The sequence below is a fragment of the Rhodococcus sp. NPDC055112 genome (assembly GCF_053607505.1).
Genome location: NZ_JBSGTR010000018.1, coordinates 37,444 through 61,289, shown reverse-complemented (window position 1 = coordinate 61,289; position 23,846 = coordinate 37,444). Strand labels below are relative to the sequence as shown.

The 23,846-nt window shown below is 69.9% G+C and carries 21 protein-coding genes; 8 read left to right on the top strand and 13 right to left on the bottom strand.

Going from position 1 to position 23,846, the window contains the following annotated elements; genetic code table 11:
* The first annotated feature begins 4 nt into the window (after window positions 1-4).
* Together ACWFRB_RS11460 and ACWFRB_RS11455 are read left to right on the top strand one after the other, a co-directional pair.
* Entirely contained in the window at window positions 5-436 is a 432-nt protein-coding gene (locus ACWFRB_RS11460) for an NfeD family protein (RefSeq protein ID WP_452641063.1), read from the top strand.
* Window positions 436-1,632 carry an SPFH domain-containing protein gene (locus ACWFRB_RS11455; protein WP_452641061.1) on the top strand — a complete coding sequence of 399 codons (1,197 nt, stop codon included), beginning with the start codon at window positions 436-438 and terminating at the stop codon, window positions 1,630-1,632. Before ACWFRB_RS11460 ends, ACWFRB_RS11455 begins: the two co-directional genes overlap by 1 nt.
* A gap of 14 nt (window positions 1,633-1,646) precedes the next feature.
* Here the strand turns inward: ACWFRB_RS11455 and ACWFRB_RS11450 are convergent, their stop codons facing one another.
* Entirely contained in the window at window positions 1,647-2,237 is a 591-nt protein-coding gene (locus tag ACWFRB_RS11450) for a TetR/AcrR family transcriptional regulator (RefSeq protein WP_452641060.1), read from the bottom strand.
* Between the two features lie 88 nt (window positions 2,238-2,325).
* On the opposite strand from ACWFRB_RS11450, the gene ACWFRB_RS11445 reads away from it, so the two are divergent.
* Window positions 2,326-3,303 carry a quinone oxidoreductase family protein gene (locus ACWFRB_RS11445; RefSeq protein ID WP_452641058.1) on the top strand — a complete coding sequence of 326 codons (978 nt, stop codon included), beginning with the start codon at window positions 2,326-2,328 and terminating at the stop codon, window positions 3,301-3,303.
* Here ACWFRB_RS11445 and ACWFRB_RS11440 read toward each other — a convergent pair.
* From ACWFRB_RS11440 to ACWFRB_RS11425, 4 genes are read right to left on the bottom strand one after another with little or no spacing between them, the layout of a single operon-like run.
* On the bottom strand, window positions 3,296-3,805 hold the full coding sequence (locus ACWFRB_RS11440; RefSeq protein ID WP_452641056.1) for a hypothetical protein: 510 nt from the start codon (window positions 3,803-3,805) through the stop codon (window positions 3,296-3,298). The genes ACWFRB_RS11445 and ACWFRB_RS11440 overlap by 8 nt on opposite strands.
* Window positions 3,802-4,383: a hypothetical protein gene (locus ACWFRB_RS11435; RefSeq protein WP_452641055.1), complete on the bottom strand. Its 582-nt coding sequence runs from the start codon at window positions 4,381-4,383 to the stop codon at window positions 3,802-3,804. Before ACWFRB_RS11435 ends, ACWFRB_RS11440 begins: the two co-directional genes overlap by 4 nt.
* 60 nt (window positions 4,384-4,443) lie before the next feature.
* A complete protein-coding gene (locus ACWFRB_RS11430) occupies window positions 4,444-5,121 on the bottom strand; it encodes a TVP38/TMEM64 family protein (RefSeq protein WP_452641053.1) in 678 nt (225 codons plus the stop codon).
* Window positions 5,102-5,944: a PaaI family thioesterase gene (locus ACWFRB_RS11425; RefSeq protein ID WP_452641052.1), complete on the bottom strand. Its 843-nt coding sequence runs from the start codon at window positions 5,942-5,944 to the stop codon at window positions 5,102-5,104. The genes ACWFRB_RS11430 and ACWFRB_RS11425 overlap by 20 nt, the downstream gene beginning before the upstream one ends.
* Window positions 5,945-6,069: 125 nt before the next feature.
* Between ACWFRB_RS11425 and mutA the strand changes: the two genes are divergently transcribed.
* The 4 genes from mutA to ACWFRB_RS11405 all read left to right on the top strand — a co-directional run bounded on the left by mutA (window position 6,070) and on the right by ACWFRB_RS11405 (window position 11,919).
* Window positions 6,070-7,953 (top strand): methylmalonyl-CoA mutase small subunit, encoded by a 1,884-nt coding sequence (mutA, locus tag ACWFRB_RS11420; RefSeq protein WP_452641051.1) that lies wholly within the window; start codon window positions 6,070-6,072, stop codon window positions 7,951-7,953.
* The gene (scpA, locus tag ACWFRB_RS11415; protein ID WP_452641050.1) at window positions 7,950-10,208 is read left to right on the top strand and encodes a methylmalonyl-CoA mutase; all 2,259 of its coding nucleotides are present in this window, start codon (window positions 7,950-7,952) and stop codon (window positions 10,206-10,208) included. The genes mutA and scpA overlap by 4 nt, the downstream gene beginning before the upstream one ends.
* Window positions 10,198-11,190 carry a methylmalonyl Co-A mutase-associated GTPase MeaB gene (gene meaB / locus ACWFRB_RS11410; protein WP_452641049.1) on the top strand — a complete coding sequence of 331 codons (993 nt, stop codon included), beginning with the start codon at window positions 10,198-10,200 and terminating at the stop codon, window positions 11,188-11,190. Before scpA ends, meaB begins: the two co-directional genes overlap by 11 nt.
* 258 nt (window positions 11,191-11,448) lie before the next feature.
* Window positions 11,449-11,919, top strand: a complete 471-nt coding sequence (locus tag ACWFRB_RS11405) for an NlpC/P60 family protein (protein ID WP_452641091.1) — start codon at window positions 11,449-11,451, stop codon at window positions 11,917-11,919.
* A gap of 8 nt (window positions 11,920-11,927) precedes the next feature.
* Here ACWFRB_RS11405 and ACWFRB_RS11400 read toward each other — a convergent pair whose 3' ends face one another.
* The 8 genes from ACWFRB_RS11400 to ACWFRB_RS11365 all read right to left on the bottom strand — a co-directional run bounded on the left by ACWFRB_RS11400 (window position 11,928) and on the right by ACWFRB_RS11365 (window position 23,096).
* Complete coding sequence (locus ACWFRB_RS11400; protein WP_452641047.1) at window positions 11,928-12,713, bottom strand: BPL-N domain-containing protein; 786 nt, start codon at window positions 12,711-12,713, stop codon at window positions 11,928-11,930.
* Window positions 12,710-13,924: a heparan-alpha-glucosaminide N-acetyltransferase domain-containing protein gene (locus tag ACWFRB_RS11395; RefSeq protein WP_452641045.1), complete on the bottom strand. Its 1,215-nt coding sequence runs from the start codon at window positions 13,922-13,924 to the stop codon at window positions 12,710-12,712. Before ACWFRB_RS11395 ends, ACWFRB_RS11400 begins: the two co-directional genes overlap by 4 nt.
* 1 nt (window position 13,925) lies before the next feature.
* On the bottom strand, window positions 13,926-14,609 hold the full coding sequence (locus ACWFRB_RS11390; protein ID WP_452641043.1) for a BPL-N domain-containing protein: 684 nt from the start codon (window positions 14,607-14,609) through the stop codon (window positions 13,926-13,928).
* Window positions 14,606-18,589 (bottom strand): Pls/PosA family non-ribosomal peptide synthetase, encoded by a 3,984-nt coding sequence (locus tag ACWFRB_RS11385; RefSeq protein WP_452641041.1) that lies wholly within the window; start codon window positions 18,587-18,589, stop codon window positions 14,606-14,608. The genes ACWFRB_RS11390 and ACWFRB_RS11385 overlap by 4 nt, the downstream gene beginning before the upstream one ends.
* Window positions 18,590-19,016: 427 nt before the next feature.
* Window positions 19,017-20,096: a BPL-N domain-containing protein gene (locus tag ACWFRB_RS11380; protein ID WP_452641039.1), complete on the bottom strand. Its 1,080-nt coding sequence runs from the start codon at window positions 20,094-20,096 to the stop codon at window positions 19,017-19,019.
* 89 nt (window positions 20,097-20,185) lie between these two features.
* On the bottom strand, window positions 20,186-21,238 hold the full coding sequence (locus tag ACWFRB_RS11375; RefSeq protein WP_452641037.1) for a nucleoside hydrolase: 1,053 nt from the start codon (window positions 21,236-21,238) through the stop codon (window positions 20,186-20,188).
* 1 nt (window position 21,239) lies between these two features.
* Window positions 21,240-21,710, bottom strand: coding sequence for an OsmC family protein (locus ACWFRB_RS11370; protein ID WP_452641036.1), 471 nt, complete (start codon window positions 21,708-21,710; stop codon window positions 21,240-21,242).
* A 54-nt stretch (window positions 21,711-21,764) separates the two neighbouring features.
* Window positions 21,765-23,096, bottom strand: a complete 1,332-nt coding sequence (locus ACWFRB_RS11365; RefSeq protein WP_452641034.1) for a CoA transferase — start codon at window positions 23,094-23,096, stop codon at window positions 21,765-21,767.
* A 32-nt stretch (window positions 23,097-23,128) separates the two neighbouring features.
* Between ACWFRB_RS11365 and ACWFRB_RS11360 the strand changes: the two genes are divergently transcribed.
* Window positions 23,129-23,821 (top strand): lysoplasmalogenase family protein, encoded by a 693-nt coding sequence (locus ACWFRB_RS11360; protein ID WP_452641032.1) that lies wholly within the window; start codon window positions 23,129-23,131, stop codon window positions 23,819-23,821.
* Window positions 23,822-23,846 lie beyond the last annotated feature (25 nt).

The window sequence follows — 23,846 nt, the reverse complement described above, 5'->3', positions numbered from 1 at the left end:
TGTTGTGGCAGCACTTGTCTGGCTGATAGCAGGAGTTTTGCTGGCCGCGGCCGAGGCATTGTCGGGGGACTTCTTCCTGCTGATGTTGGCCGGCGGCGCCTTTGCCGCGGCCGGGGTCAGCGCGGTGACCGACTGGCCGGTGTGGATCGACGCCGTCGTGTTCGGCGTGGTGTCGCTCGCACTCGTCCTCGGGGTGCGGCCCGCGTTGCTGCGCCGCTTCGCGAAGCCGCCGCTGCTACCGACCAACGTCGAGGCGCTCACCGGTAAACACGCGCTGGTGCTCGAGGAGGTTGCCGAGCACGCGGGCCAGATCAAGCTCGCGGGCGAGGTGTGGACCGCGCGCCCGCTCGACAGCTCCGAGGTGTATCCGCCGGGAACGACCGTGACCGTGATGGAGATTGACGGCGCGACCGCCGTCGTATGGAGGGGACCGTAATGGCCGCATTGATCGTTCTGGCCGTCATCGTGCTGCTGGTGGTGATCGTGGTGGCGAAGTCCGTCGCCCTTGTCCCGCAGGCGGAGGCGGCCGTCATCGAGCGGCTCGGCCGCTACGCGCGGACGGTGTCCGGCCAGCTCACCTTCCTGGTTCCGTTCGTGGACAAGATCCGGGCCAAGGTCGACCTGCGTGAGCGGGTGGTGTCCTTCCCTCCGCAACCGGTGATCACCCAGGACAACCTGACCCTGAACATCGACACGGTCGTCTACTTCCAGGTGACCAACCCGCAGGCCGCGGTGTACGAGATCAACAACTACATCGTGGGCGTGGAGCAGCTGACCACCACCACGCTGCGCAACGTGGTCGGCGGCATGACCCTCGAGGAGACGCTGACCTCGCGCGATTCGATCAACGGTCAGCTTCGCGGGGTACTGGACGAGGCCACCGGCCGCTGGGGGCTGCGCGTCGCCCGGGTCGAGCTCAAGAGCATCGATCCGCCGCCGTCGATCCAGGAGTCGATGGAGAAGCAGATGAAGGCGGACCGCGAGAAGCGCGCGATGATCCTCACCGCCGAGGGCCACCGCGAATCCGCCATCAAGACCGCGGAGGGCGACAAGCAGTCGCGGATCCTCGCGGCGGAGGGCGCCAAGCAGGCATCGATCCTCAGCGCCGAGGGCGAGCGGCAGTCCCGCATCCTGCGCGCGCAGGGTGAGCGGGCCGCGAAGTACCTGCAGGCGCAGGGGCAGGCGAAGGCGATCGAGAAGGTTTTCGCGGCCATCAAGGCAGGCAAGCCGACACCGGAACTTCTTGCGTACCAGTATCTTCAGACTCTGCCGCAGATGGCACAGGGCGACGCGAACAAGGTGTGGCTGGTGCCGAGCGACTTCGGGGATGCGCTGAAGGGCTTCGCACGGACCCTCGGTGCGCCGGGGGAGGACGGGGTGTTCCGGTACGAGCCGAGCCAGGTCCAGGAGGACCTGCCCAAGCCTGAGGACGACTCGGCGGAGGTCGCGGACTGGTTCGAGATGAAGGCGGACCCGACCGTCGCGCGCGCGGTCGCGGCGGCGGAAGCCGTTGCGCGCCAACCCGTCGACACCTCACTCGTGCCCGAGCACCAGCTCGAGCCGCAGCGCCACGAGGCGAGCGAGCTGCCCGCGGGCCCCGCGGATCCGGGTGGGCAGCTGCCGCCGGGGTAGCCGGAAGCGGTCGCTCAGGTCGGCGTGTGTGCGGGCCGACCGACGACCGATTCGACGACGCTGAGGACGGCGGCCGCGAGACGCTCGGTCTGGCCGTCCCGGACGTAGTGGAGCACCATGTCGGGGTTGATGGTGGCCAGCAGGACCGGGGCCAGTGCCTCGGCGTCGAGATCCGGTCGAGCCTCCGCGAGCAGAGCGGCGATGTGCCCGTACCAGAATCCGTGAATCGCCTCGGTGTGCGGGTCGGCGGTGGCGTTGTCGTAGGCGATCATCAGTTCGACGTTGTCCGCGACAAGGCGGAACATCGCGTCGAAGTAGGCGAGCAGTCTGTCGCTCGCAGGCGCGCCGGGCCCCAGCGGCGGATCGCCGCTGACGACCGCGTCACGCAGGTTGTGAGCGCGTTCGAGGACCAGGGCCTTCATCAGCCCGGCGCGGCTACCGAACCGGTGGAAGACGGTTCCCTTGCCGACGCCTGCCGCCGTCGCGATCTGCTCGATCGAGACGTTGTCGGCGCCGAACTCGTTCAGGAGCGCGTCGGTCGCTTCGAGAATCGCGCGACGATTTCGGGCGGCGTCGCTGCGCTCCCGCGTTGATCCGCTACCCACCCGTGTACCTCCATTGACAAGTTGACCGCCGGTCCATAACGTGACTCTCGTCCGACAACTGGACCGGCGGTCAAATTAGGGAGTGTCGATGCGGGCAATAGTAATGACATCGGTCGGTGGACCCGAGGTGCTCGTCGAGCAGGACGTGCCCGCGCCGCAGCCCGGGGCCGGGGAGGTGGTGATCCGAGCCGAGGCGATCGGGGTCCATTTCGCCGAAACGCAGCTCCGCTCAGGGATCTTCCCGTCGCCGGCGGTCACGCCGTTCGTCTTCGGGGGCGAGGCCGCGGGGACGGTCGTCGAGGTGGGCGAGGGCGTCGACCGGGGCATGATCGGGGCGCGGGTGATCGCGACGACCGACGGCACCGGCGCCTATGCCGAGCGTGTGGTGGCCGCGGCCGCCGCGACGGTCCTTGTCCCCGGCGGGCTGTCGTTGACGGACGCGGTGGCGGTGGCGGTGCCGGGTGCGGTGGCGTTGACCCTGCTGCGTGCCGCTGCCCTGCGGGGCGGTGAGGTGGTGCTCGTGGAGGCCGCCGCGACGGGAGTCGGCGCGTACCTGACCCAGTTGGCGGGCGAGTTCGGCGCGGCGCGCATCCTCGCCACCGCAGGGCGCGACGACAAGCGCGAGCGGGCGCGCTCGTTCGGCGCAGACGAGGTGATCGATCACTCCGACCCGGAATGGTCGGGTCGCGTGCTCGAAGTCCTCGGCGATGCGACCATCGACGTCGCTTTCGAGTCGATCGGCGGCGAGTCCGCGGCGCGACTGCTGGATCTGATGACCCCGTTGCAGGGTCGAATGCTGTTCTACGGGTTGCTGAGTGGTCGGCCGCCGGCGATCGGGCCCATGGATCTGATGCCACGAGGGCTCACGCTCACGGGCTGTGGCGGGCAGGCGTGGCTCGGGCATGTCGCAGCGGCCAGGGCCGAGATCCTCGAGCGTGCGGCCGCAGGAACCCTCACGCCCGTTGTCGATTCGATTCTTCCCCTCGGCGACGCCGCGCTGGCGCACCAGAAGATCGAGAAGCGGGCCGCCATGGGGAAGATGATCCTGGCGCCGATCGTCAGCTGATGAGCGCCTTCGCGACCCCGCACACCGCCACCGACCACAGCACGCTGGTGAAGGTGCCGATGATGAACTGTTCGGACGCATAGGGTTCGCGCAGTTCCGGGTAGCGAGCCAGGCCCTTGACCGCGAGGACGATCGCGAGGCCCTCGGGCCAGCCGGCCAGGATGGCCACCGCGACGGCGCTGCGCTCGAGTATGCCGATGATCCGGCCGCCGTACAGTGGACCCTTCTCTGGCGTCGGTCCGGCGTCCTCCTGACGCTTGGCGATGCGAAATGCCGCGCGTACCAACGGCGCTCCACCGGTGGCCGCGGCCAGCACGGCGAGTACCAGGGTTGCGCCGAGCGCGAATCCCGTGACGGGCTCGGTCGCGGTGGCGGCCAGCGCGGCGCCGCCGAGTGCGAGTGTCGCGATGGTCGGGCTGATCCACAGCCGGATCCTGCCGCTCGCGAGCACCACGGGCGACGCCGCGGCGAGGCCGAGCAGGATCAGGGCGAGCGTGGTCATCGGGCCGCCTCCCGGAGAAGTCGCAGGGCGAGGGTGCGTCCGGCGCACTCGGCCTGCCATCCGGCCACGGCCAATCGCTGCGACATGGCCTGCTTGCTGATGTCGAGCCGCTCCGCGGCCTCGGCCTGGGTGAGTCCCTCCCGCATCGCGGCGACCGCGTTCCTGCCCGGCTCGGACCTCCTCGACACGAGCACGGACACCAGCATCAGGGCCGTTTCCGCATCGGCGGCGGAGCCGGCGTCGGGCCCGGTGACGGCGATCGAGCCGGGCAGGTTCTTGGCTCGATCGACGGCGTCCCTTGCTGCTTCGAAGGCCTGCCCGCGTCCGGCCCTGGTGCTGGCGGGCAGGGGGCTCTCGACGGGGCCGACGCCGATCCCGACGCTCCAGTGCCCGCGTGCGGCCAATTCGAGTGCGAGATCGACCACCACATCGGCCCGTTCCGCCACCGCCTGCACCTCGTCGCCTGCTGTGCGCTCGAAGGGGCGGAGCAGTGGCGCGTCGGCGAACTCGCGCAGGATCGGATCGACGCGGTCGACGTCGCGGCGGCTGCCACGCTGGTCGACCGTCATGACGAACATTCGTCAAGGCTAGGAACTAGATCCTGTCAAGTCAAGGTTCAAAACTTGATTCGTATTGATCTAGCGTGCAGCCTTGACTTCGCTGCTGTTGCCGGCGGTCGGTACGCCCATTCGGGCATCCAGCACCAGGCCGATGACGCCGATTGCGATGCAGACCGCGGAGAAGGCGAGCAGCGCCGGGTTGGTGTCGCCACCGAGGGCGTTGCCGAGCACCACGACACCGATGGTGCCGGGCAGCACCCCTGCCAGGGTGGCGAGCATGTAGGGCAGGAGTCGGACCGACGACACGCCGCTGCAGTAGTTGATCACCGAGAACGGAACCGCGGCGATCAGGCGCAGCGAACCCACGGCCAGCCAGCCTCGCCGGGCGAGTCGGTCGTCGATCGCCTGGATCGCCGGGTGTGTCATCCGCGAGGCGAACGCATCGCGTCCGACTGCACGCACCAGCAACAGCGCCAGCACGGCGCTGACGGTGGTCGCGGCGACGGCGATCAGGATTCCGGTCGCCGCCCCGAACAGCACGCCCGCACTGAGCGTGAAGACGGTGCGGGGGACCGGAGCTACCGTGACGAGGGCATGCACGGCGAAGAACACCAGCGGGAAGGCGGGGCCGACGGACCGTGCCCACTCCCGAACCTCGTCGACGGACGGATGCGGGACGATCAGCGCGGCGACCAGCAGTGCCGCGGCGACCAGCAGCCCGGCGATCAGCTTCGGATCACGAAGGCGCCTGGTCACGTTCGCCAAGAGTACTCGGCGCGGGGCGGCGGCAGGTGACCGTCGCGACCCCACACTCCCGGCCGTCGGCGTCGGTGCAGGTGACACGGCTCACCACGACCCGGCGTCCGGCGCGCACCACCTCGGCCTCGAAGACGGCCGGGCGGTCAAGCGGCACAGTTCGGAAGAAGTTGATCCGCAGGGAACTGGTGTCCATGGCACCCGCCGACCCGGCCGCGGCCGCGTTGCCCGCGAGGTCGTAGGCGCAGGCCTGCACGCCGCCGTGCATGACACCGAGCGCGTTGGCGAGCGACCGGTTCGGCGGCACGGTCAGCCGCGCGCCGCGGTCGGTCCGTTCGAGGGTGCCGCCGATGGTTTCCAGTGGCGTCATCGTGGTCGGTCCGGACCCGTTTGCGGGTGCGAGCGGGCGTTCGTCGCGGGACTGCTGGACGCCGTCGACGAAGTTGCCCCAGGCGGTGCCGGTGGCGACCAACTGGCCCGCGGCGTCGAACACCCGTACCGAACTCATCGCGCCGTCCTCGCCGCGGGTCTCGAGCCTGCCCTCGGCGGTGAGGTGCGGCCCGGTCCAGCCGGTCGGCCGGACGAAGTCGACGGACAGGTCGGCGCTGACCAGCCCGGCCCGGTCGCCGCGCCGCTCGTACATGGTGAAACCGAGGCAGTCGTCGAGCAGTACCCCGAGCGCCGCGGTCCTGCCGGGTGGCTCGGGCGTGCCCAGGTCCATCGTCATCCGGTTCACCTCGCCGTCGCGGGTGGCCGGACTGACCCGGAACAGGGCCTGTGGCGTTACCCGCTCGGCGCCCGTCCGGACATTCGCAATGCTCATTGCGTGGAGGTTACCGAAGGGTAGGTGATCCAGGCGATAGTGGCCGAAAGGGTGCGGCTAGCATCACAGAAACAATGACTGTGTCCGAATATGGAGAGGAAGCAGACACCGTGTCACAAGCTCCTGTGTCACACGCTTCACAGGCCGAGGACGCCGCACGCGACTACGCGAAGTGGCAGAAGGCTGTGGCCGCGGTGCTGGCGAAGGCCCGCAAGGTCGATGTGGCTGACATGCCCGCCGAGCCCGAGCGGCTGCTCGACACCACTACGTACGACGGTGTGACCATCGCGCCCCTGTACACGCGCCGCGATGAGACCCCCGAAACCGCGCTCCCGGGCGTGTTCCCCTTCGTTCGTGGCCGCGACGCCCACCGCGACGTGAACCGCGGTTGGCTCGTCAGCGCCAGTTTCGGTGCGGGAGAAGCGGACCCGAAGGCGGCCAACCAGGCGATCCTGGACGGGCTCGAGAACGGCATCAGCGCGATCTGGCTCCGTGCGGGCGGCCGCGACGTGCCGGCCGCCGCGGTGGCGCAGGCCCTGGACGGGGTGCTGCTCGACCTCGCGCCGCTCACCCTCGACGCAGGCGCCGAAACGGCTGTCGCCGCGGAGGCGGTGCTCGCGTTGCTCGACGAGCGCGCGACCGCAGGCGACGGCGTGACGGATCGCGCCGCGGTCACGGTCGGCTTCGGTGCCGCGCCGCTGACCAGCAGCTTCTCCGGTCACGACGACGTCGACCTGGCCGTGTCGGTTGCTCTCGCGCAGGCTGCCGCGGGCCGGGCCGAGACGGTCCGCGCCATCACCGTCGACGGCACCGCGTTCCACAACGCGGGCGCGAGCGACGCCGAGGAACTGGGTGCGGCCATCGCGGCCGGGCTGGAGTACCTGCGCGCGCTCACGGGTGCGGGAACCACGATCTCGGCGGCCCTCGGCCAGGTCGAGTTCCGGTTCTCCGCCACCGACGACCAGTTCCAGACGATCGCGAAATTCCGAGCGGCTCGCCGGCTCTGGGCCCGCATCGCGCAGGTCTGCGGTGCATCCGAGTTCGGCGGCGCGCCGCAGCACGCCGTCACCTCGGCCGCGATGATGTCCCAGCGTGACCCGTGGGTGAACATGCTCCGAACCACCCTCGCCGCGTTCGGTGCGGGTGTCGGCGGGGCCGACGCGGTGACCGTGCTCCCCTTCGACGTGGCGGTGCCCGAGGGCACGCTGGAGACGTCGAAGTCGTTCGGGGCCCGCATCGCCCGCAACACCCAGCTGCTGCTGCTCGAGGAGTCCCACCTCGGCCGGGTGCTCGATCCCGGCGCCGGCTCCTGGTACGTCGAGGACCTCACCGCGGCCATCGCGGCGAGGGCGTGGGAGTTCTTCCAGCAGATCGAGGCCGACGGTGGCTACGCCGCGGCGCTCGAGTCGGGCCTGATCGCCGACCGGGTCGCGGCCACCCGCGCCACCCGTGAGTCCGACATCGCCCACCGCAAGACGTCGTTGACGGGAGTCAACGAGTTCCCGAACCTCGACGAGAAGCCGCTGCCGGTCGACGCCGAGTCGCCGCTGGCCGACGTCGCCCGCTACGCCGCGGCCTTCGAGGCACTGCGGGACCGCTCCGACAGGTACCTGGCGGACAACGGGTCCCGGCCGAAGGTGTTCCTCGCCGCGCTCGGCCCGGTGGCCGAGCACAACGGCCGCACCACCTTCGCCTCGAACCTGCTCGCGTCCGGCGGCATCGAGGCAGTGAATCCCGGCACGCTCGACCTGGCCACCGTGGCCGGCATCGTGAGCGATTCGGCCACCACGGTCGCGGTGCTCTGCGGCACGGACAAGCGGTACGTCGCGGACGGTGTCCCGGCTGTGGACGCGTTGCGCGCGGCGGGCATCACCACGGTGCTGCTGGCCGGTCCGGAGAAGACCTTTGCCGAGGCGGAAGGCCAGGACCGTCCCGACGGATTCCTCACCGCCCGTATTGATGCAGTGTCGGCGCTGGCCGACCTGCTCGACACCCTGGGAGTGAAATGACCACCCGCGAGGTCAAGCACGTGATCGGCAGTTTCGCCGACGTGCCGCTGACGGACCCGGATTTCCCCGCGCCGCAGGCGCCGACCGCCGATCAGGTCGCCGCGCACGTCGCCGAGGCGGCGGCCGCCAACAACTACACCGCCGACGAGGTGGTGTGGTCGACTCCCGAGGGCATCGACGTCAAGCCGGTGTACACCAGGGTGGACCGCGACGAGGCCCAGTCCGAGGGCTACCCACTCGACAGCTTCCCCGGAGCTGTCCCGTTCCTGCGCGGACCGTACCCGACGATGTATGTCAACCAGCCCTGGACCATTCGCCAGTACGCCGGGTTCTCCACCGCGGCCGAGTCCAACGCCTTCTATCGCCGCAACCTGGCGTCCGGGCAGAAGGGCCTGTCGGTCGCCTTCGACCTCGCGACCCACCGCGGCTACGACTCCGACCACCCGCGCGTCCAGGGCGACGTCGGAATGGCCGGTGTGGCCATCGATTCCATCCTCGACATGCGTCAGCTCTTCGACGGCATCGACCTGTCCCAGGTGTCCGTGTCGATGACCATGAACGGCGCGGTGCTGCCGATCCTCGCGCTCTACGTTGCCGCGGCGGCAGAGCAGGGCGTCACGCCGGACAAGCTGGCCGGAACCATTCAGAACGACATTCTGAAAGAGTTCATGGTCCGCAACACCTACATCTATCCGCCCAAGCCGTCCATGCGGATCATCTCCGACATCTTCGCGTATGCCAGCGCCGAGATGCCGAAGTACAACTCGATCTCCATCTCCGGCTACCACATTCAGGAAGCCGGGGCGACGGCCGACCTGGAGCTGGCCTACACCCTCGCCGACGGTGTCGAGTACATACGGGCCGGGCTGGCCGCGGGCATGGACATCGATGCGTTCGCGCCGCGACTGTCGTTCTTCTGGGCAATCGGCATGAACTTCTTCATGGAGGTCGCGAAGCTGCGGGCCGGCCGACTGCTGTGGGCCGAGCTGGTGGCCAAGTTCGATCCCAAGAGCAGCAAGTCGCTGTCGCTGCGTACCCACTCGCAGACCTCGGGCTGGTCGCTCACCGCGCAGGACGTGTTCAACAACGTGCCGCGCACCTGCATCGAGGCGATGGCCGCGACCCAGGGCCACACCCAGTCGCTGCACACCAACGCCCTCGACGAGGCCATCGCGCTGCCGACCGACTTCTCGGCCCGCATCGCCCGCAACACCCAGCTGTTGCTGCAGCAGGAGTCCGGCACCACGCGTCCGATCGATCCGTGGGGCGGCTCGCACTACGTCGAGTGGCTGACCAACGAACTGGCGAACCGCGCCCGCGCGCACATCGCCGAGGTCGAGGCGGCAGGCGGCATGGCGCAGGCCATCGGCGAGGGCATCCCGAAGCTGCGCATCGAGGAGGCCGCGGCCCGCACGCAGGCCCGCATCGACTCCGGCCGCCAGCCGCTGATCGGTGTCAACAAGTACGTGCCCGACGAGCCGGACAGCATCGAGGTGCTCAAGGTCGAGAACTCGAAGGTGCGCGCCGAGCAGCTCGCCAAGCTGGAGCGGTTGCGGGCCGAGCGGGACGAGGACGCGACGCAGGCCGCGCTCGCCGAGCTCACCCGGGCGGCTGCCTCCACCGAGGGCGGCATGGAGAACAACCTGCTCGCGCTCGCCGTCGTCGCGGCCCGCGCGATGGCGACCGTCGGCGAGATCTCCGACGCGCTGGAGAAGGTGTACGGGCGTCACCAGGCCGAGATCCGGACCATCAGTGGTGTGTACCGGGACGAAGCAGGAAAGGCGGAGAACATCGCCACCGCAACCGAACTCGTCGAGAAGTTCGCCGATGCCGAGGGCCGCCGCCCCCGCATCCTGGTCGCCAAGATGGGCCAGGACGGACACGATCGAGGCCAGAAGGTGATCGCCACGGCGTTCGCGGACCTGGGCTTCGACGTCGACGTGGGACCGCTGTTCCAGACTCCCGACGAGGTGGCCAACCAGGCCGCCGACGCCGACGTGCACGTGGTCGGTGTCTCCTCCCTGGCGGCCGGACACCTCACCCTGGTGCCCGCGCTCCGGGAGGCGCTCGCCGCGGTGGGACGGCCCGACATCATGGTCGTGGTCGGCGGCGTCATCCCGCCCGGCGATTTCGACGAGCTGTACCAGGCCGGCGCGGCCGCGATCTTCCCGCCCGGCACGGTGATCGCGGATGCGGCCACCGGCCTGCTGGAGAAGCTGGCCGCGCAGTTGGGGCACGATCTGAGTGCCAGCTGACAGGCCTGCCCTTGATCTGACGGCCCTCGGCGACGCTGTGCTCGCAAACCAGCGCGCACAGCTCGCCAAGGCCATCACCCTGGTCGAATCGACCAGGGCCGACCACCGGGAGCAGGCGCAGCAGCTGCTGCTGCGCCTGCTCCCGCACGCGGGCGGCGCGATCCGCGTCGGCATCACCGGCGTCCCAGGGGTGGGCAAGTCGACCACCATCGAGGCGCTCGGCATGCACCTGCTCGAGCTCGGTCACAAGGTGGCGGTGCTGGCGGTCGACCCGTCCTCGACCCGCACCGGCGGTTCGATCCTGGGCGACAAGACCCGCATGCAGAACCTGTCGGTTCAGCCGAACGCCTATATCCGGCCGTCCCCGACCTCGGGGACGCTCGGCGGCGTGGCCAAGGCGACCCGCGAGACGATCGTGCTGCTCGAGGCCGCCGGGTTCGACGTGATCCTGGTCGAGACCGTCGGCGTCGGCCAGTCCGAGGTGACCGTGGCGAACATGGTCGACACCTTCACCTTTCTCACGCTCGCCAGGACGGGTGACCAGCTCCAGGGCATCAAGAAGGGCGTGCTGGAACTGGCCGACATCGTCACGGTGAACAAGGCGGACGGCAAGCACGCGATCGAGGCCAAGGCCGCGGCGCGCGAGCTCGCGGGTGCCCTGCGGTTGATCTACCCGCACGACGCGCTGTGGAAGCCGCCGGTGCTGACCATGAGCGCGCTGGAAAACGTTGGTGTGGACAAGTTCTGGGACACCGTGCTCTTGCATCGGAAGGTGCTCGGCGATGCGGGGGAGCTCGAGGCCAAGCGTCACCAGCAGCAGGTGGACTGGACCTGGTCGATGGTGCACGACCAGCTGTTGCGCCGGCTCGAGACCGACACCGCGGTCAAGGCGATCCGCCACGACGTCGAGCAGCAGGTGCGCGACGGCTCGCTGACGGCGGCGCTGGCCGCGCACCAGATCCTGGACGCGTTCGACAGTTAGGCGCGGCGGGCAGCATCGTGGAATCGTGTGTGATGACCCGGGTCGTGCCTGTCACGACCCGGGATCACTCTGTCTGTACCAAGACGGGGCCTCTGCGGGTTTGCTGAACGGAGTTTGTGTGGCACAGAAGGACTGGCCGTGGACTCGTCCGTTGTGACATCGCTGGGCGATGCCGACGCGGCCGCGTCACGCGGCAGTCGTGCCCGATTCAGATCCGCGCTCGCCACGACCGGGCTGCTCGTTGCGGTCGCCAGTGCCATGGTGGTGCCGCCGTTGCTTGCGCACTCGACCGCCGATCAGCTCGACCGGTTGAGCGAATCGGACGTAGTCGAGGAATCCGCCACATCCTCGGAGATCGCCCTGCCCGAGGGCGCGGGGAGTTCCGCGGGCCTGAGGGCGCTTGCCGCCGCGTACACGCAGGCAGGCAAGCCCTACAGCTGGGGCGGAACCGGGCCAGACGCGTGGGACTGTTCGGGTCTCGTGCAGTGGGCATTCGGGCAGGCCGGAGTGGACCTGCCGCGGGTGAGCGAGGACCAGGCGTTGGCAGGCGAACCGATTCCGGTCGAGGCGATGGCTCCGGGCGACGTGATCACCTTCCGTGACGCCGCCGACCATGTGGGCATCTACGCGGGTTTCGGGCAGGTGTTCAACGCATACGACGAGGACGTCCCGATCGGCCTGACCGAGCTCGCCGATCTGCCGCCCATCCACAACGTGCAGCGGTTCTGAGCTACGCGTCAGCGCTGCAGTGCGGTTGTGATGAGATCGTGCCCGAGGTCGTACCGGATGCCGTCCGGGTTCGTCAGGTCCGGCCCGCGGTACCAGGATTCGTCGGCCTCCGGGTGGGGGCCGACCAGGCCGGTGCGGCCGCTGCCGTACGGGCTGACGACGGCCGCGACCGTGTCGTTCGGGTATCGGGCGAGCACCGTGGCTCCGACTGCGCCCCAGTCGTCACCGGGCACTCTGAACGCCGCGCCGTCCTGGAAGAACAGGTGACGTCGCTCGTCGCGCCACCTCACCTCCACGACGGTGTCCTCGGTGCCGTCGACAGTGGCCTCATCGGTTCCGATGTACTGCCGAACCCGCCCCGGGAACAGGTTGTAGCCCGGGTCGGCGCCTGCGAGATAGGCGCCGAGGCAGAAGCCGAGGTAGGTGCCGCCCGACGCCACCCACTCACGTAGGTGCGGGGCGTAGCCCCGGACGCGGCGCCACGCGGGGTCGAGGGTCCCGCCGCCCGGCTGCGCGTAGAGCGTTGCGCCGGAGAGAGACTCGGGTGTGACATCGACCTCTTCGTCGGGTCCGCAGTACACCGCGCGCAGCGGGGTCGGGGCTGACTCGAGCAGGCGGGCCACCGACTCCGCGCATCCGGCACACGTCGCGGGACCGCGGTACACGAGTGCGACGGGGCGGTCGTCCTCGAGCAGATGCGGGAGGCCAACGGCGGCGGCCGCGCCGACTCCGCCGACACCGGCCGCTCCGATCAGGAACCGCCGCCGCGTCACCGGGCCCGCAGTTCGGCTCACGCGCGGCCTACCCGGGACTCGACGGCCCGGCGGACCCGGGTGGTCACCGAGGTGACGAGACCCTCGAGCGGGCCGCGACCGGCCGTCGCGCGCCAGGCGAGTGCCACGACACCGATGACCAGGACCTGTCGCAGATAGCCCTCCGTCGCGCCGTACATGTCGAAGTCGGAGTTGATGAACATGATGTGGCCAACGTAGACGGTCAGCGACATCGTGCCCACGGCGACCAATGGCGCGGTGAGGATGTTGACGGCACGAGCCACGATCGGCTGGCCGATCCGGAACAGCAGCAGGCACAGGCCGAGAACCAGGAGCGAGCTGCCCACGGTGTTCATCAGGTCCAGCGAGGTGCCGGTGTGCGGGCCGTTGACCCCCAGCCACCACCAGGTGTCGGTGGGCACGGTGCCGTCGGAGCCGAACGCGAGGACTTCCGCCAGGGTGTCGGGATCGGTGATCGCCTCGAGTCGGTTCAGGCCGTCGAACGGGTGCATGACCGTCCACGACAGGGTGGCGGACAGCGAGACGAGCAGCGCGCCGAAGCCCGTGAGCCAGTAGTTGATCCGCAGAGACGAGAGGTCGAGCCGGCCGACAACGATTCCCACCAGTACGTAGGTCATCCATACGACCACCGGGAACTCCCCGGTGAACATCAGATTGGCCAGCGACTCGAACGGCTTGACCAGCACTGTCTCCCAGGACAGCTGCCGGGTGAACGGCTCAGGGAGATGCGGGCGCACGAGCTGACTGAGCACAGGCATCAACGCGGCGGACGCCACCGCCAGCACCACCAGCGTGCGGGTGCCCAGATACACCAGGGGTACAGCGAGCAGGAACATGACGGCGTAATAGGGAAGGATCACCACCCCGTAGTCGATCTCGGTGTATCCCAAAGACAACCCGATCAGGCCGAGCATCGCGGCACGGGCGACCAGCGACGCGGCGGTGCCGCGAGACCGCGGCCCGCGCGGCAGGCGGCGACGACCGGACAGAAAGGCGATCGCGACTCCGGCCAGCACGGCGAACATCGCTGATGCGTGTCCGGCCGAGAGGCTGTACGACATGGTCGGGTTGCCGTCCGCGTCGTAGTCGTCCAGCGAGTGCACGGCGATCATGCCGAGCACGGCCAGGCTGCGGGCCAGATCGATGCCGCGCAGGCGGATCCGCCGCCGTGCGGGGATGGCGGCAACGGGACTGTCGGTCAGTGTCGTCATGTCAGCTCATCACCGCGTCGATCAGGTCGAGGCCGGCGACGGTGCCGACGCCGGCGGGAGTGGGCAGTCCGGAATCGGTGAACCAATCGGCGTCCGCTTCCGGGTGCGGGCCGACGACCCCGACGCGACCCGCACCGAAGCGGGCGGTGAGCGCGGCGACCTGGCCGTTGGCGTACGCGGCCAGCACATACATGCCGGGCGGAAAGAGCTGCGGCAGTTCGAAGGTCGGGCCGTCCTGGAAGTACATCGGCAGCGGACGGCCCCGCCACCGCACGTCGACGACGGTGGCCTGGGGCCCGGCGACCTCGGACCGCTCGGTGGAGATGTAGCGGTCGGTGTCTCCTGGAAGCAGATCGAAGCCCGGCGTGGCGCCTGCGAGGTACCCGCCGAGACAGAACCCCAGGTAGCGTCCGCCGCCGGCGACATACTCGCGGACCGTGTTCCGATGTCGACGCATCCGCCGCCAGGCGGGGAGCAGTTCGTCACCGCCGGGTTGGGCGTAGACGGCCGCGGACTGCAGGACGCTGGGTGCGAGCGGCAGGTCCTCGTCGGGGCCCACGTAGCGGACGTCGAAGTTCCACCGGCTGCGCGCGAGCAGTGCGGCCACGGATTCCGCACAGCCGGGCAGGGTTGCGCCGCCACCGCGGTACACCAGGGCGAGGGGGCGGTGGTACGAGTGCCTCACGCGTGCACCGCCTGCGCCGGGACGCCTTCCCACCGCGTGTTGGCGGGCAATTCGTCGCCCTTCATCAGCAGGGACAGGGCGCCGAGTTCGGCGTGCTCACCGACGACCGCGTCGTAGAGCACCACCGCGCGGGTGCCGACGGTCGCGCCTGCGCCGACGGTCACCGTCGACATCTTCATCACCCGGTCCTCGAACAGGTGCGTCTGCAGCGATACCCCGGCGCCGATCACCGCGTCGTCGCCGACCTGCACCAGGTCGAACTCGGTGAGATAGGTGGTACCGATCCAGACCCGCCTGCCCATGCCCGCGCCGAACCAGCGCAGGATCATCGGCAGGAACGGGGTTCCGGTGAGCTGCCCCAACAGGACCGGGACTGCCGCGGACTCGTACATGCCGGTGGCGAACTCGGACCGTCGCACGAACCTGGCCCACAGCGGTTCGACCCGCGGCCGGTAGGTGCCGACCAGGTTCTTCTTCACCGCCGCGGAGAACAGGACCACCCCCAGCGCCGTTGCCAGCGCGAGCAGCGGAGCCGACGGGATCGTCCAGGTGAGGGTGCTGGCACGGGCGATCAGCGAGAGCCCGAGCAGATAGAAGTAGAGACTCACCCCGATCACCGTTGGCGGCAGCACGATCCGGAAGAACTCGATCCACCAGCGGTGGGCGACCACCGCTCGGCTCGGTGCGAAGGTCTCCGTCTCGTCGAACTGGCCGCTGTCCTGGCGGGCGGGCAGGTAGAAGGCCGGATTGCCGAGCCACGAGGTGTCGGGCGGAACGCCCTCGGCCGGCGGGACGGTGAGCACGCCGACCAGCGAACCGTCGCCGGTGCGCATTCCACTCGGCAGTACCGCGGCGTTGCCGATGAACGCCCGGGTGCCGATCTCGGTGGGGGCGAACGTCATCCGGCCGTTGCAGAACGTGCTGCCGCCGAGGCTCGCCATGTCGGCGACGAAGCTCTCCTCGCCGATGGTGAGCAGATCGGGGTCGATGTGGGAGACGGTCGAGACCTCGGCGCCGCGGCCGACCTCCGCGCCGAGCAGGCGCAGCCACGGCACCGTGTAGAGGGTCGCGTAGAGGGTGTTCGTGTAGAGCAGGCTCATCTCGAACAGCTTGTCGGTGGCCCACTTCCTGACGCCGAGCGCGGACGCCTCGGGGAAGGTGCCGGTCGGCAACGACGGCAGGATCAGCTTCTTGCCGAGCGCGACGACGGCGCACACGCTGGCAACGTAGACGGCACCGGAAGCCAGCGTCGCCAGCAACGAGGCAATCATCCCGTACTCGAGCAGAACCGCCCACACCAGCACCAGGCTCGGCACGATGGTCGCGATGGTCAGTGCCTCGAGGGTGAGCACTCCGAACGCGGTGAGCAGCAGTAACTTCGGGGTCCACTCGGGTGCAGGCTCGTCCGCGGCCATCGCTTCGATCCGCGGGTCGAGGGTGTGGACCGGGCGTGGCGGCGAGCCGGACCAGCGGCTGTGCGCAGGTATCGTCGCGCCCTCCGCGAGCACGGACTGGTCGCCGAGCATCGCGCCGTCGCCGACGACGGCGCCGGGTTCCAGTGCGCAGTTCGCGGCGACGTATGCGTGCGCACCGACGACGATCGGCGCCACGACGACCTGGCGGCCGACGACCCGCCACGGCCGCACGTCGGTGTTCGTGCCGAGCGAGGCCCCGGTGCCGATGGTCACCAGTGCTGGGAACGACACGGTCGAGGTGCCGATGTGGGCGCCTGTACCCACCCGGGCGCCGAGGGCCCGCAGGAACGGGGCCATCAGCGGCGATCCGCTGAGCACGGGCATCGGCGCCAGCAGCATGAGGTGGTCGACCATCCACAGGCGTAGATACGTTGTGCCCCACAGCCGATAGCGGCCGGGACCGATGCCCGCGGACAGCGGCCGGATCGCGGCGACCGGGACCACCCACCGCACCACCAGGTACGACGGAACGGTGGCGATCAGCAGGTCGACGAGGGCGTCGAACGACGGCTGACCGCCGTGGCGGACGTACACGATCGAGACCGGGATCGTCACCACGAGCAGGACGAGGAGGACGAACAGGGCCTGCAGCGCCCCGGCGCGCCGCACAGCCGCACTGCCGATCGGTTCCCCAACGGCGCGGTGTGTCGGCGGGACCGGGGGCAGGGCGCCGCCGTTGCCGCCGATTCCGATCAGTGTTGCGGACATCGCACGAATCGTCGGCTGGGCGTACACGTCCCGGATGCCCGCAGTCGGGTGCATCCCGCTCTCACGCAGCCGAGTCACCAGCTGGGCCGCGGCGAGTGAGTGGCCTCCGAGCTCGGTGAAGAAGTCGGCCTCGACGGAAACCTCGTCGTCGGGCAGGCCGAGCAGGTCGGCCCACAATCGGCGCAAGTCGTGCTCGACCGCGTTGGCTGCCGCCACGACGGGTCCGGTAGGCCCGGAGAGTCGTCGGCCGGTGGGAGCGGGCAGTCGGGGTCGGTCGACCTTGCCGCTTGGCATCATCGGCAGTGCGTGGACGACGTCGAGGAAGGTCGGCACCATGTAGTCCGGGAGCCGTCTCTGCAGCTCGTCGTGCACGCGGGCAATCAATGTGGCTATTGCGGCGCCGCCTGCGTCTGCGCCCGGCATGAGCACCACCCACGATGCGAGCTGCTCGACGTCGGCGACGGTGACCTTCGAGACGACTGCGCTGGCGACGGCGTCGTCGACGAGCAGAACGCTCTCGATCTCACCGAGATCGACGCGGTGCCCTCGGATCTTGACCTCACTGTCGGCGCGGCCGAGGTACTCGACTTCGCCGTTGTCGGTGATCCGGCCCAGATCGCCGGTGCGGTAGATGCGGCCGCGGATGCCCGGGATCGGCAGGTCGAGGAACCGGTCGGCGGTCAGGTCGGGACGGCCGACGTATCCGCGGGCGACGCCGGGTCCGCCGATGCAGATCTCGCCGACGCCACCGTGCGGGACCGGTTCGCGATTCTCGTCGAGGATCACCACGGAGTAGGTGGGGAGCGGGACGCCGATCGTCACCGGTCGACCCGGCACGAGCTCGCACCAGGTCGCGGTCACGGTTGCCTCGGTCGGTCCGTAGGTGTTGAGGATGCGTCGGCCCGGTCGGCCCCACCGCTCGACCAGTTCTCGCGGGCAGGCCTCGCCGCCGACGAGGATGCTGCGCAACAGTGGAAGCTCGCGGGGGATCGTGGCGAGCAGCGTCGGCACGCAGTACATGACCGTGACGGCCCGCGACTCGAGGAAGTCCGCGAGTTCGCCGCCGAGCCGGCCGGCGCCGGTGGGGCCGGGGACGAGAGTGGCACCGACGGCCCACGTCGGCCAGATCTCCTCGATGGAGAAGTCGAACGAGATGGTCATGCCCTGGTACACCCGATCGCTCGGTTGCACGTCGTAGACGGTGGGGACGATGTCGAGAAAGTTGCAGATGCTCGACTGGGCGATCTCGACGCCCTTCGGCCGTCCGGTCGAACCCGATGTGTAGATGATGTACGCCGCCGGATCGCGGTGTGTCACCGTGAAGCTCGGGCGGGCGGTCGGCTGCCCGGCGATGAAGGCGGACTCACTGTCGACCTCCGTCCATGGCACCTGCAGGCCTCCGAGGGTGTCCGAGAACGCCGAGCTCGTGAGTACGAGGTCGACGTCGGCGTCCGCGGTGATGTAGGCGATGCGGTCGGCGGGCGAGGCGGGATCGATCGGGACGAAGGCGGCTCCGGCCTTGAGCACCGCGAGCAGGGCGATGTATGTCTCCGGGGAACGCTCGAGCAGGATCGCGACGCGGGCACCGATGCCGAGGCCGAGGCCGATCAGATGATTGGCCATCTGGTTCGCGCGTTGTTCGAGGCCGGCGTACGTCAGGTGTTGGTCGTCGCACTCGATCGCGACGGCGTGCGGCGTGCGTGCGACGGAGGCCTCGAAGACGTGCTCGAGACGTCGCATGGGTGTGTCGAGCCCCGCCCGACCGGACAGAAATGGCTGGGTTTGAGCACTGGACATGGGTTCCTCGTGGTGGTGAGCCGCGGGAAACGCGGAATCGCGGGCGCGCTGAGTGAGCACGTCCAGGGCATCTCGATCGGGGGTCGACGGCGGCGTGGACGCGGGGCGCTGCGCGGGATCGGAGGGGTGGGTCCTGGTCGCGCCGCGGCATGGCCATGTTCGGACCGGGCGCGTCGATTCCGGTGTCGCCATGGCCATCTGAGTAGGCCATCGAGCTGGCCACGAGGTGGTGCACGGCATGCATCCGGGGTTCCGGCGGACCGGACGAGGAGGGAGGCTACCAGAGCGCGCGCCACGCTATCGCAGGTGCCGGGTGGCCCTCGATCCTCCGGTCGATTCATCCCGTTCACCGGGATGTCGACACCCGTTCAGCGTCCTGCCATCGACACTGGAGGTTGCCTCAGATGCCCCGGAGTTGCACCGACTGTCAGGAACCTGGACGCGCCGACGGGAGACGGGCCGGGGCCGCACCCGGGAAGAACTGGCCGAAGAACGGATCCTCCGCGAGCCGGTTCAGCGGCCACGGCAGCGGCGGCCGCTGCGGTGCCGGGGGCGGGGTGGCCGGGGGCGTGCTGGTCGGTGGCGTGTCGGCAGGCGGTGTCGCTTCGGTGACCTGAGGTGCCACCGTCGTCGGCGGTGTGACCTCGACCGGCGCCGGAATGATCGTTGGAGCAGGCGCTTCCACGGGAGCGGGTGTCTCCGCGGGCACGGGAACCGGCAGGGGCCCGGGCGTGGGTGCCGCCACCAGTGTGGTCGCACTCGACGTTCCCGTTCCCGTTCCGGCACCGCGGTGCACGGTCGTCTCCACCAGGTCGTGCGCCAGGTCCATGTGCACCGCGTCCTGAGCGGAGAGTCCGTCGTCGATGAACCAGCTCGCATCCGCTTCGACGTGGGGTCCTGTGACGCCGACCCGTCCCTTCCCGAAATCGACAGCAAGGGCTGCGATCTCGCCGCCCTTGTAGGTGCCGAGGATGGTCGCGTTGTGTCCGGGCTCCAGTTCGAACGCGGGCGGGTCCTGGAAGTAGGCGGTCTTCTCCTGGCCGCGCCACACGACTGTGGAGCGGTGCGGTTGGGTGTCCCACACCGTCGCACCCGGTTTGGCGCTGTACTGCGAGGTGTCTCCTGGCAGCAGGTCGTAGCCGGGAGTGGCCCCGGCCAGGTATCCGCCGACGCAGAAGCCCAGGTAGTTTCCGCCGTTGCGGATCCAGTCACGGATCATGCCCGCGTACGGCTTCATCGCCTTCCATGCCTTGCTCAGGCTGGGCCCGCCCGGCTGAGCGAACACGCTGGCGCGGGCCAGCGTCTCAGCCGTGATTGGTGTGTCGTTCGGTCCGACGTACTCGGTGCGGAAATGGGACGGTGAATTGCGCAGCATCACCGCGACCGACTCGGGGCAGCCTTGGCATGAGGCGGGGCCGCGATAGACGAGCGCCAGTGGTCCGCTCGACGGGGCATTCGAGCGCGATTGCGCCGCTGCGACGACGGGAACGCCGACAAGCGCGAGCACGAGCGACAGGACAACCAAGATTCTCTTGTGGTTTCGCACCGCGCCTCGCTCTCGTTCGCCCCCGGGGACAAGACATTACAGAAACGCGGTCAACCGAGCGGGGTCCGACGCGAATAGTTTCCGATTCGGTCAACCAGGGAGGAGAAGAACTCGTCGGGATCGGTGTCCACCACGATCTCCGCGTTGAACGGACGTCCCCACATCCCATACCAGTCGGCGACAGTGCAGGCGCGCGTGAGTGTTCCGGTCAACTCGACGTCGACGGTGGCCGGCCGGACACCAAAGTCGACGGTCCCGAGGGCGACGGCCGCCGCGAAGGGATCGTGCATGTGCGCGAGGAATCCCTGACCGTGGTCGCGGTGGAACTCCAAGTAGAAGCGGACGGCGTCGGACAGGTGCCGGATGATCGGGTTGGAAGCGTGCGAACGGGTTCCGGCCGGCTCCGACTCGGATATCACCTCGTCGGGAGTGCTGCCCGCGACCGCCGCGAGCAGGCGCAGGTGCTCGGGCCGCATCTCGATGGTCTCGGTCACGTCGAGTGGGCAGATCACCGGCCTGCGGCCCGCGGGGGCAGCGGAGAACGCGTCGAAGACCTCGCGGGCGGCCTCGGGGTCGACGGAGATGTTCCACTCCGCCTTCGGCGTCGTATTGCCCGGATGGTGAAAAGCGCCGCCCATCACGATGATTCTGCGCAGCAGGGTCGGCAGCGCGGGCTCGATCCGCAGCGCCAGGGCCAGGTTGGTCAGGGGCCCGGTGACCAGACCGATGACCTCGCCGGGGCGGGAGCGTGCGACGTCGACCCAGGCCTGCGCCGAACTGCGCGCGGACACCGACCTCGTCGACGCGGGGAGTTCTGCGTACCCGATGCCCTGCGGGCCGTGGGTGTCCTCGGTGGTGCGCAGTGGATCGGTCAGCGGCGCAGGCGAACCGAGGGTGACCTCGATGTCGGGGCGGCCGCACAGGTCCAGCCACGCCAGGTTGTTCGCGGCGACCTGCGCGACGGGCACGTTGCCGCCGGTGCTGGCGATCGCGAGGATCTCCGCCTCGGGGCTGGCGAGCAGGTAGAGCAGCGCGAGCGAATCGTCGATGCCGGTGTCGACATCGACGATCAGGGGCACGGTGGTCGGCTTGGGACTGGTCATCTCATGACCCCACGAGGGCGGTGGGCAGGTGATGCACGGGGAAGTTCACCGAGCGGGCGATGAAGCACTTCTCGTTTGCGGAAGAGTGCAACTCAGGCAGCTTCGGGAGCATGTCGGCCGTCGCCACCGTGATCTCCGGTCGCAGCACGACCTCCGCGAACTGTCCTGCCCCGCTGGGTTCCTCGGTCATCGTCCCTGTCGGGCGGTCGACGTAGTCCGTCACCACCACGCCTGCGAGGGCGGCGAGGTTCAGGAACCAGAGCATGTGGCACTGCGACAGGGCGGCGACCAGTAGTTCCTCCGGGTTCCATCGCGCCGGATCCCCCCGGAACGCGGGATCCGAGCTGCCCGCCAGGTCCGGCTTGCCGTCGGCGGTCACCAGATGCTCGCGGCCGTATGCGCGCGGGTCGGTCGTGCCGGGGCCGTGGTTGCCGGTCCAGGTGACGGTCAGTTCGTAGTGGTGCTCACGCACGGGGCGGATCCTCTCGGGGCGGTGGTCGGCGGGTCCGATGCTTCGCTGGTCCGGTCAGATCCAGTGCGGCGCATCCGCGCCCCAGTCGTGCGCCGGAAACGGGTACTGGTCGTATTCGGCGAGCGGCGGCCGGGCCGCGGTCGTCGCGCCGTGGGTGACCACGGTCGACGGTCCCGGACGTCGCGGTGCCGATGCGGCTTCGGTTCGGCCCGGTGCCTCGACTAGCCAGCGGGCGGTGCGGGCCAGCGCCACCGAGACGGTCCGGCCGATGCCGTCCCCCGTGCGCATCGCGAGTGCATCGACGACCCCGGCCGCGAGCAGGTATCCGCTGCCGTGGTCGAGCGCCTGGACCGGCAGCGCGCCCGGATGCTCGTCGCCCTCGATCAGCGCGATCCCGGTGGCGGCCTGCACTATCGAGTCGAAGCCGCGGCGGTCCGCCCACGGTCCCTCCGACCCCCAGGCGCTGACGCTTCCGCGGATCAGTCCGGGACGGTTCTCGGCGAGGCCGAACCGGTCGAGGGCGCCGGGCCGGTACCCGGTGAGCAGGACGTCCGCGGTGTCCAGCAGGTCGTGCATGGTGGCCGCGCCCTCGGTGCTGCCGAGATCCAGCAGCGCGGACCGCTTTCCCTGCCCGGTGTCTCGGTGCTGCCAGTCGATCTCGTGCAGGTGCGGGGGGTCGATCCGCAGCACCTGCGCGCCCAGCAACGCCAACGCGCGGCCTGCGACGGGCCCGGCCAGCACCCTGGTGAGGTCGAGTACCCGGACACCCGCTAGGGGCCGGTGGGGATCGGTGGGCACGGCGCCGCGCTCGCCCGCGCTGCTCGCGGCGTCCGTGGTCAGTCGGACCAGCGGACCGTCGGTGTCCTGCGGACCGGCCCGCCATTCCGCCTCGGTCCGCACCGCGGCCGCGATGGCACCCTCCTCGGCCGCGCGGTCCTCGACCTCCTGTTTCGTGAGCTCGCCGATCCGCGTGGAGACCAGGCCCGGATCGGCATCGTCCGGAAGGTCAAGGGAGCGTAACAATCTCGCGCGGTGATGTGGGTAGTTCGCGTGCGTGCGGACCCAGCCGTCCGCGGCGGCGAAGAAGCCGGACAGCGGGGCGAACCCCGAGATGGGCGCTCCGTCGATCCGCATCGCCTTGTCGCCCGCGAACGAGGCCGCGATGCGCTCGGGGTCCAGCCTGCGGTCTCGCGGCGGCAGGCCGCCCGCGACCAGCAACCGGTTGACCGCCGAGGCGAGGGTGGCGACCGAGCCGAAGGCGAGCGCGGGCACCGGCAACCGGGCGGTGAGGTATCCGGAGCCGGGTGCGCAGTCGATCGCGGCGGGCCCGGCGGCCAGGTGGCACTCGCGTTCGTAGTCGCGCCGCAGATCCTCGTGAGGCCCCATGGCGCAACGGTACCGAAGACTACGATGACGCGATGATCCGCGCCGCCGCAGCATCTCTGAGTCGACCGGCCCTCATCGCGCTCGGCGGTTTCGCCGCGGTGTCCGCTGTGCACCTCGTTGCGCAACTGGCAGGCGCGGACGGGGCCGCGAACGTGAGCCAGTGGTTCCTGATGCCGCTGTTGGCGCTCGTCCTGCTGCTGGCGGCGCCTGCTCCGCGGCCGCGGTTGGTCACGCTGACGCTGATCGCCCTCGGTTTCTCCTGGCTGGGCGACTCGGCGCCCGACCTGACCGACGGCGACGCCGCGTTCCTGGTGATGATCGGGTTCTTCCTGCTCGCCCAGCTCGCCTACATCGCGGCGTTCTGGCCGTACCGCGGCGCGGTGCGCCGATCGGCGGTGCTCGGCTACGCCGTGGTGGTGGCGGGCCTCGTCGCGGCCTGTGCGGCGGGCGCGGGCGCGCTGCTGGTCCCGGCGCTGCTCTACGGGGTCTGCCTGGGCACCATGGCCGCGCTGTCCACCGGGTTGGGGGCCGTCGCGGCCGTCGGCGGCGCGCTGTTCCTCGCCTCGGACTCGATGATCGCCCTCGGCGCCTTCGCGGACTGGTTCGACCCGCCCGCGTCCGGTTTCCTGATCATGTCGACCTACATCGCCGGGCAGCTGCTCCTCACGGCGGGCGTGGGTGGGGGGGCGGGGCGCGGCGGCACCACCCCACGCGGGGCGGGGTAGCCCCCCGGGCGGAGGAGTAAGCCCC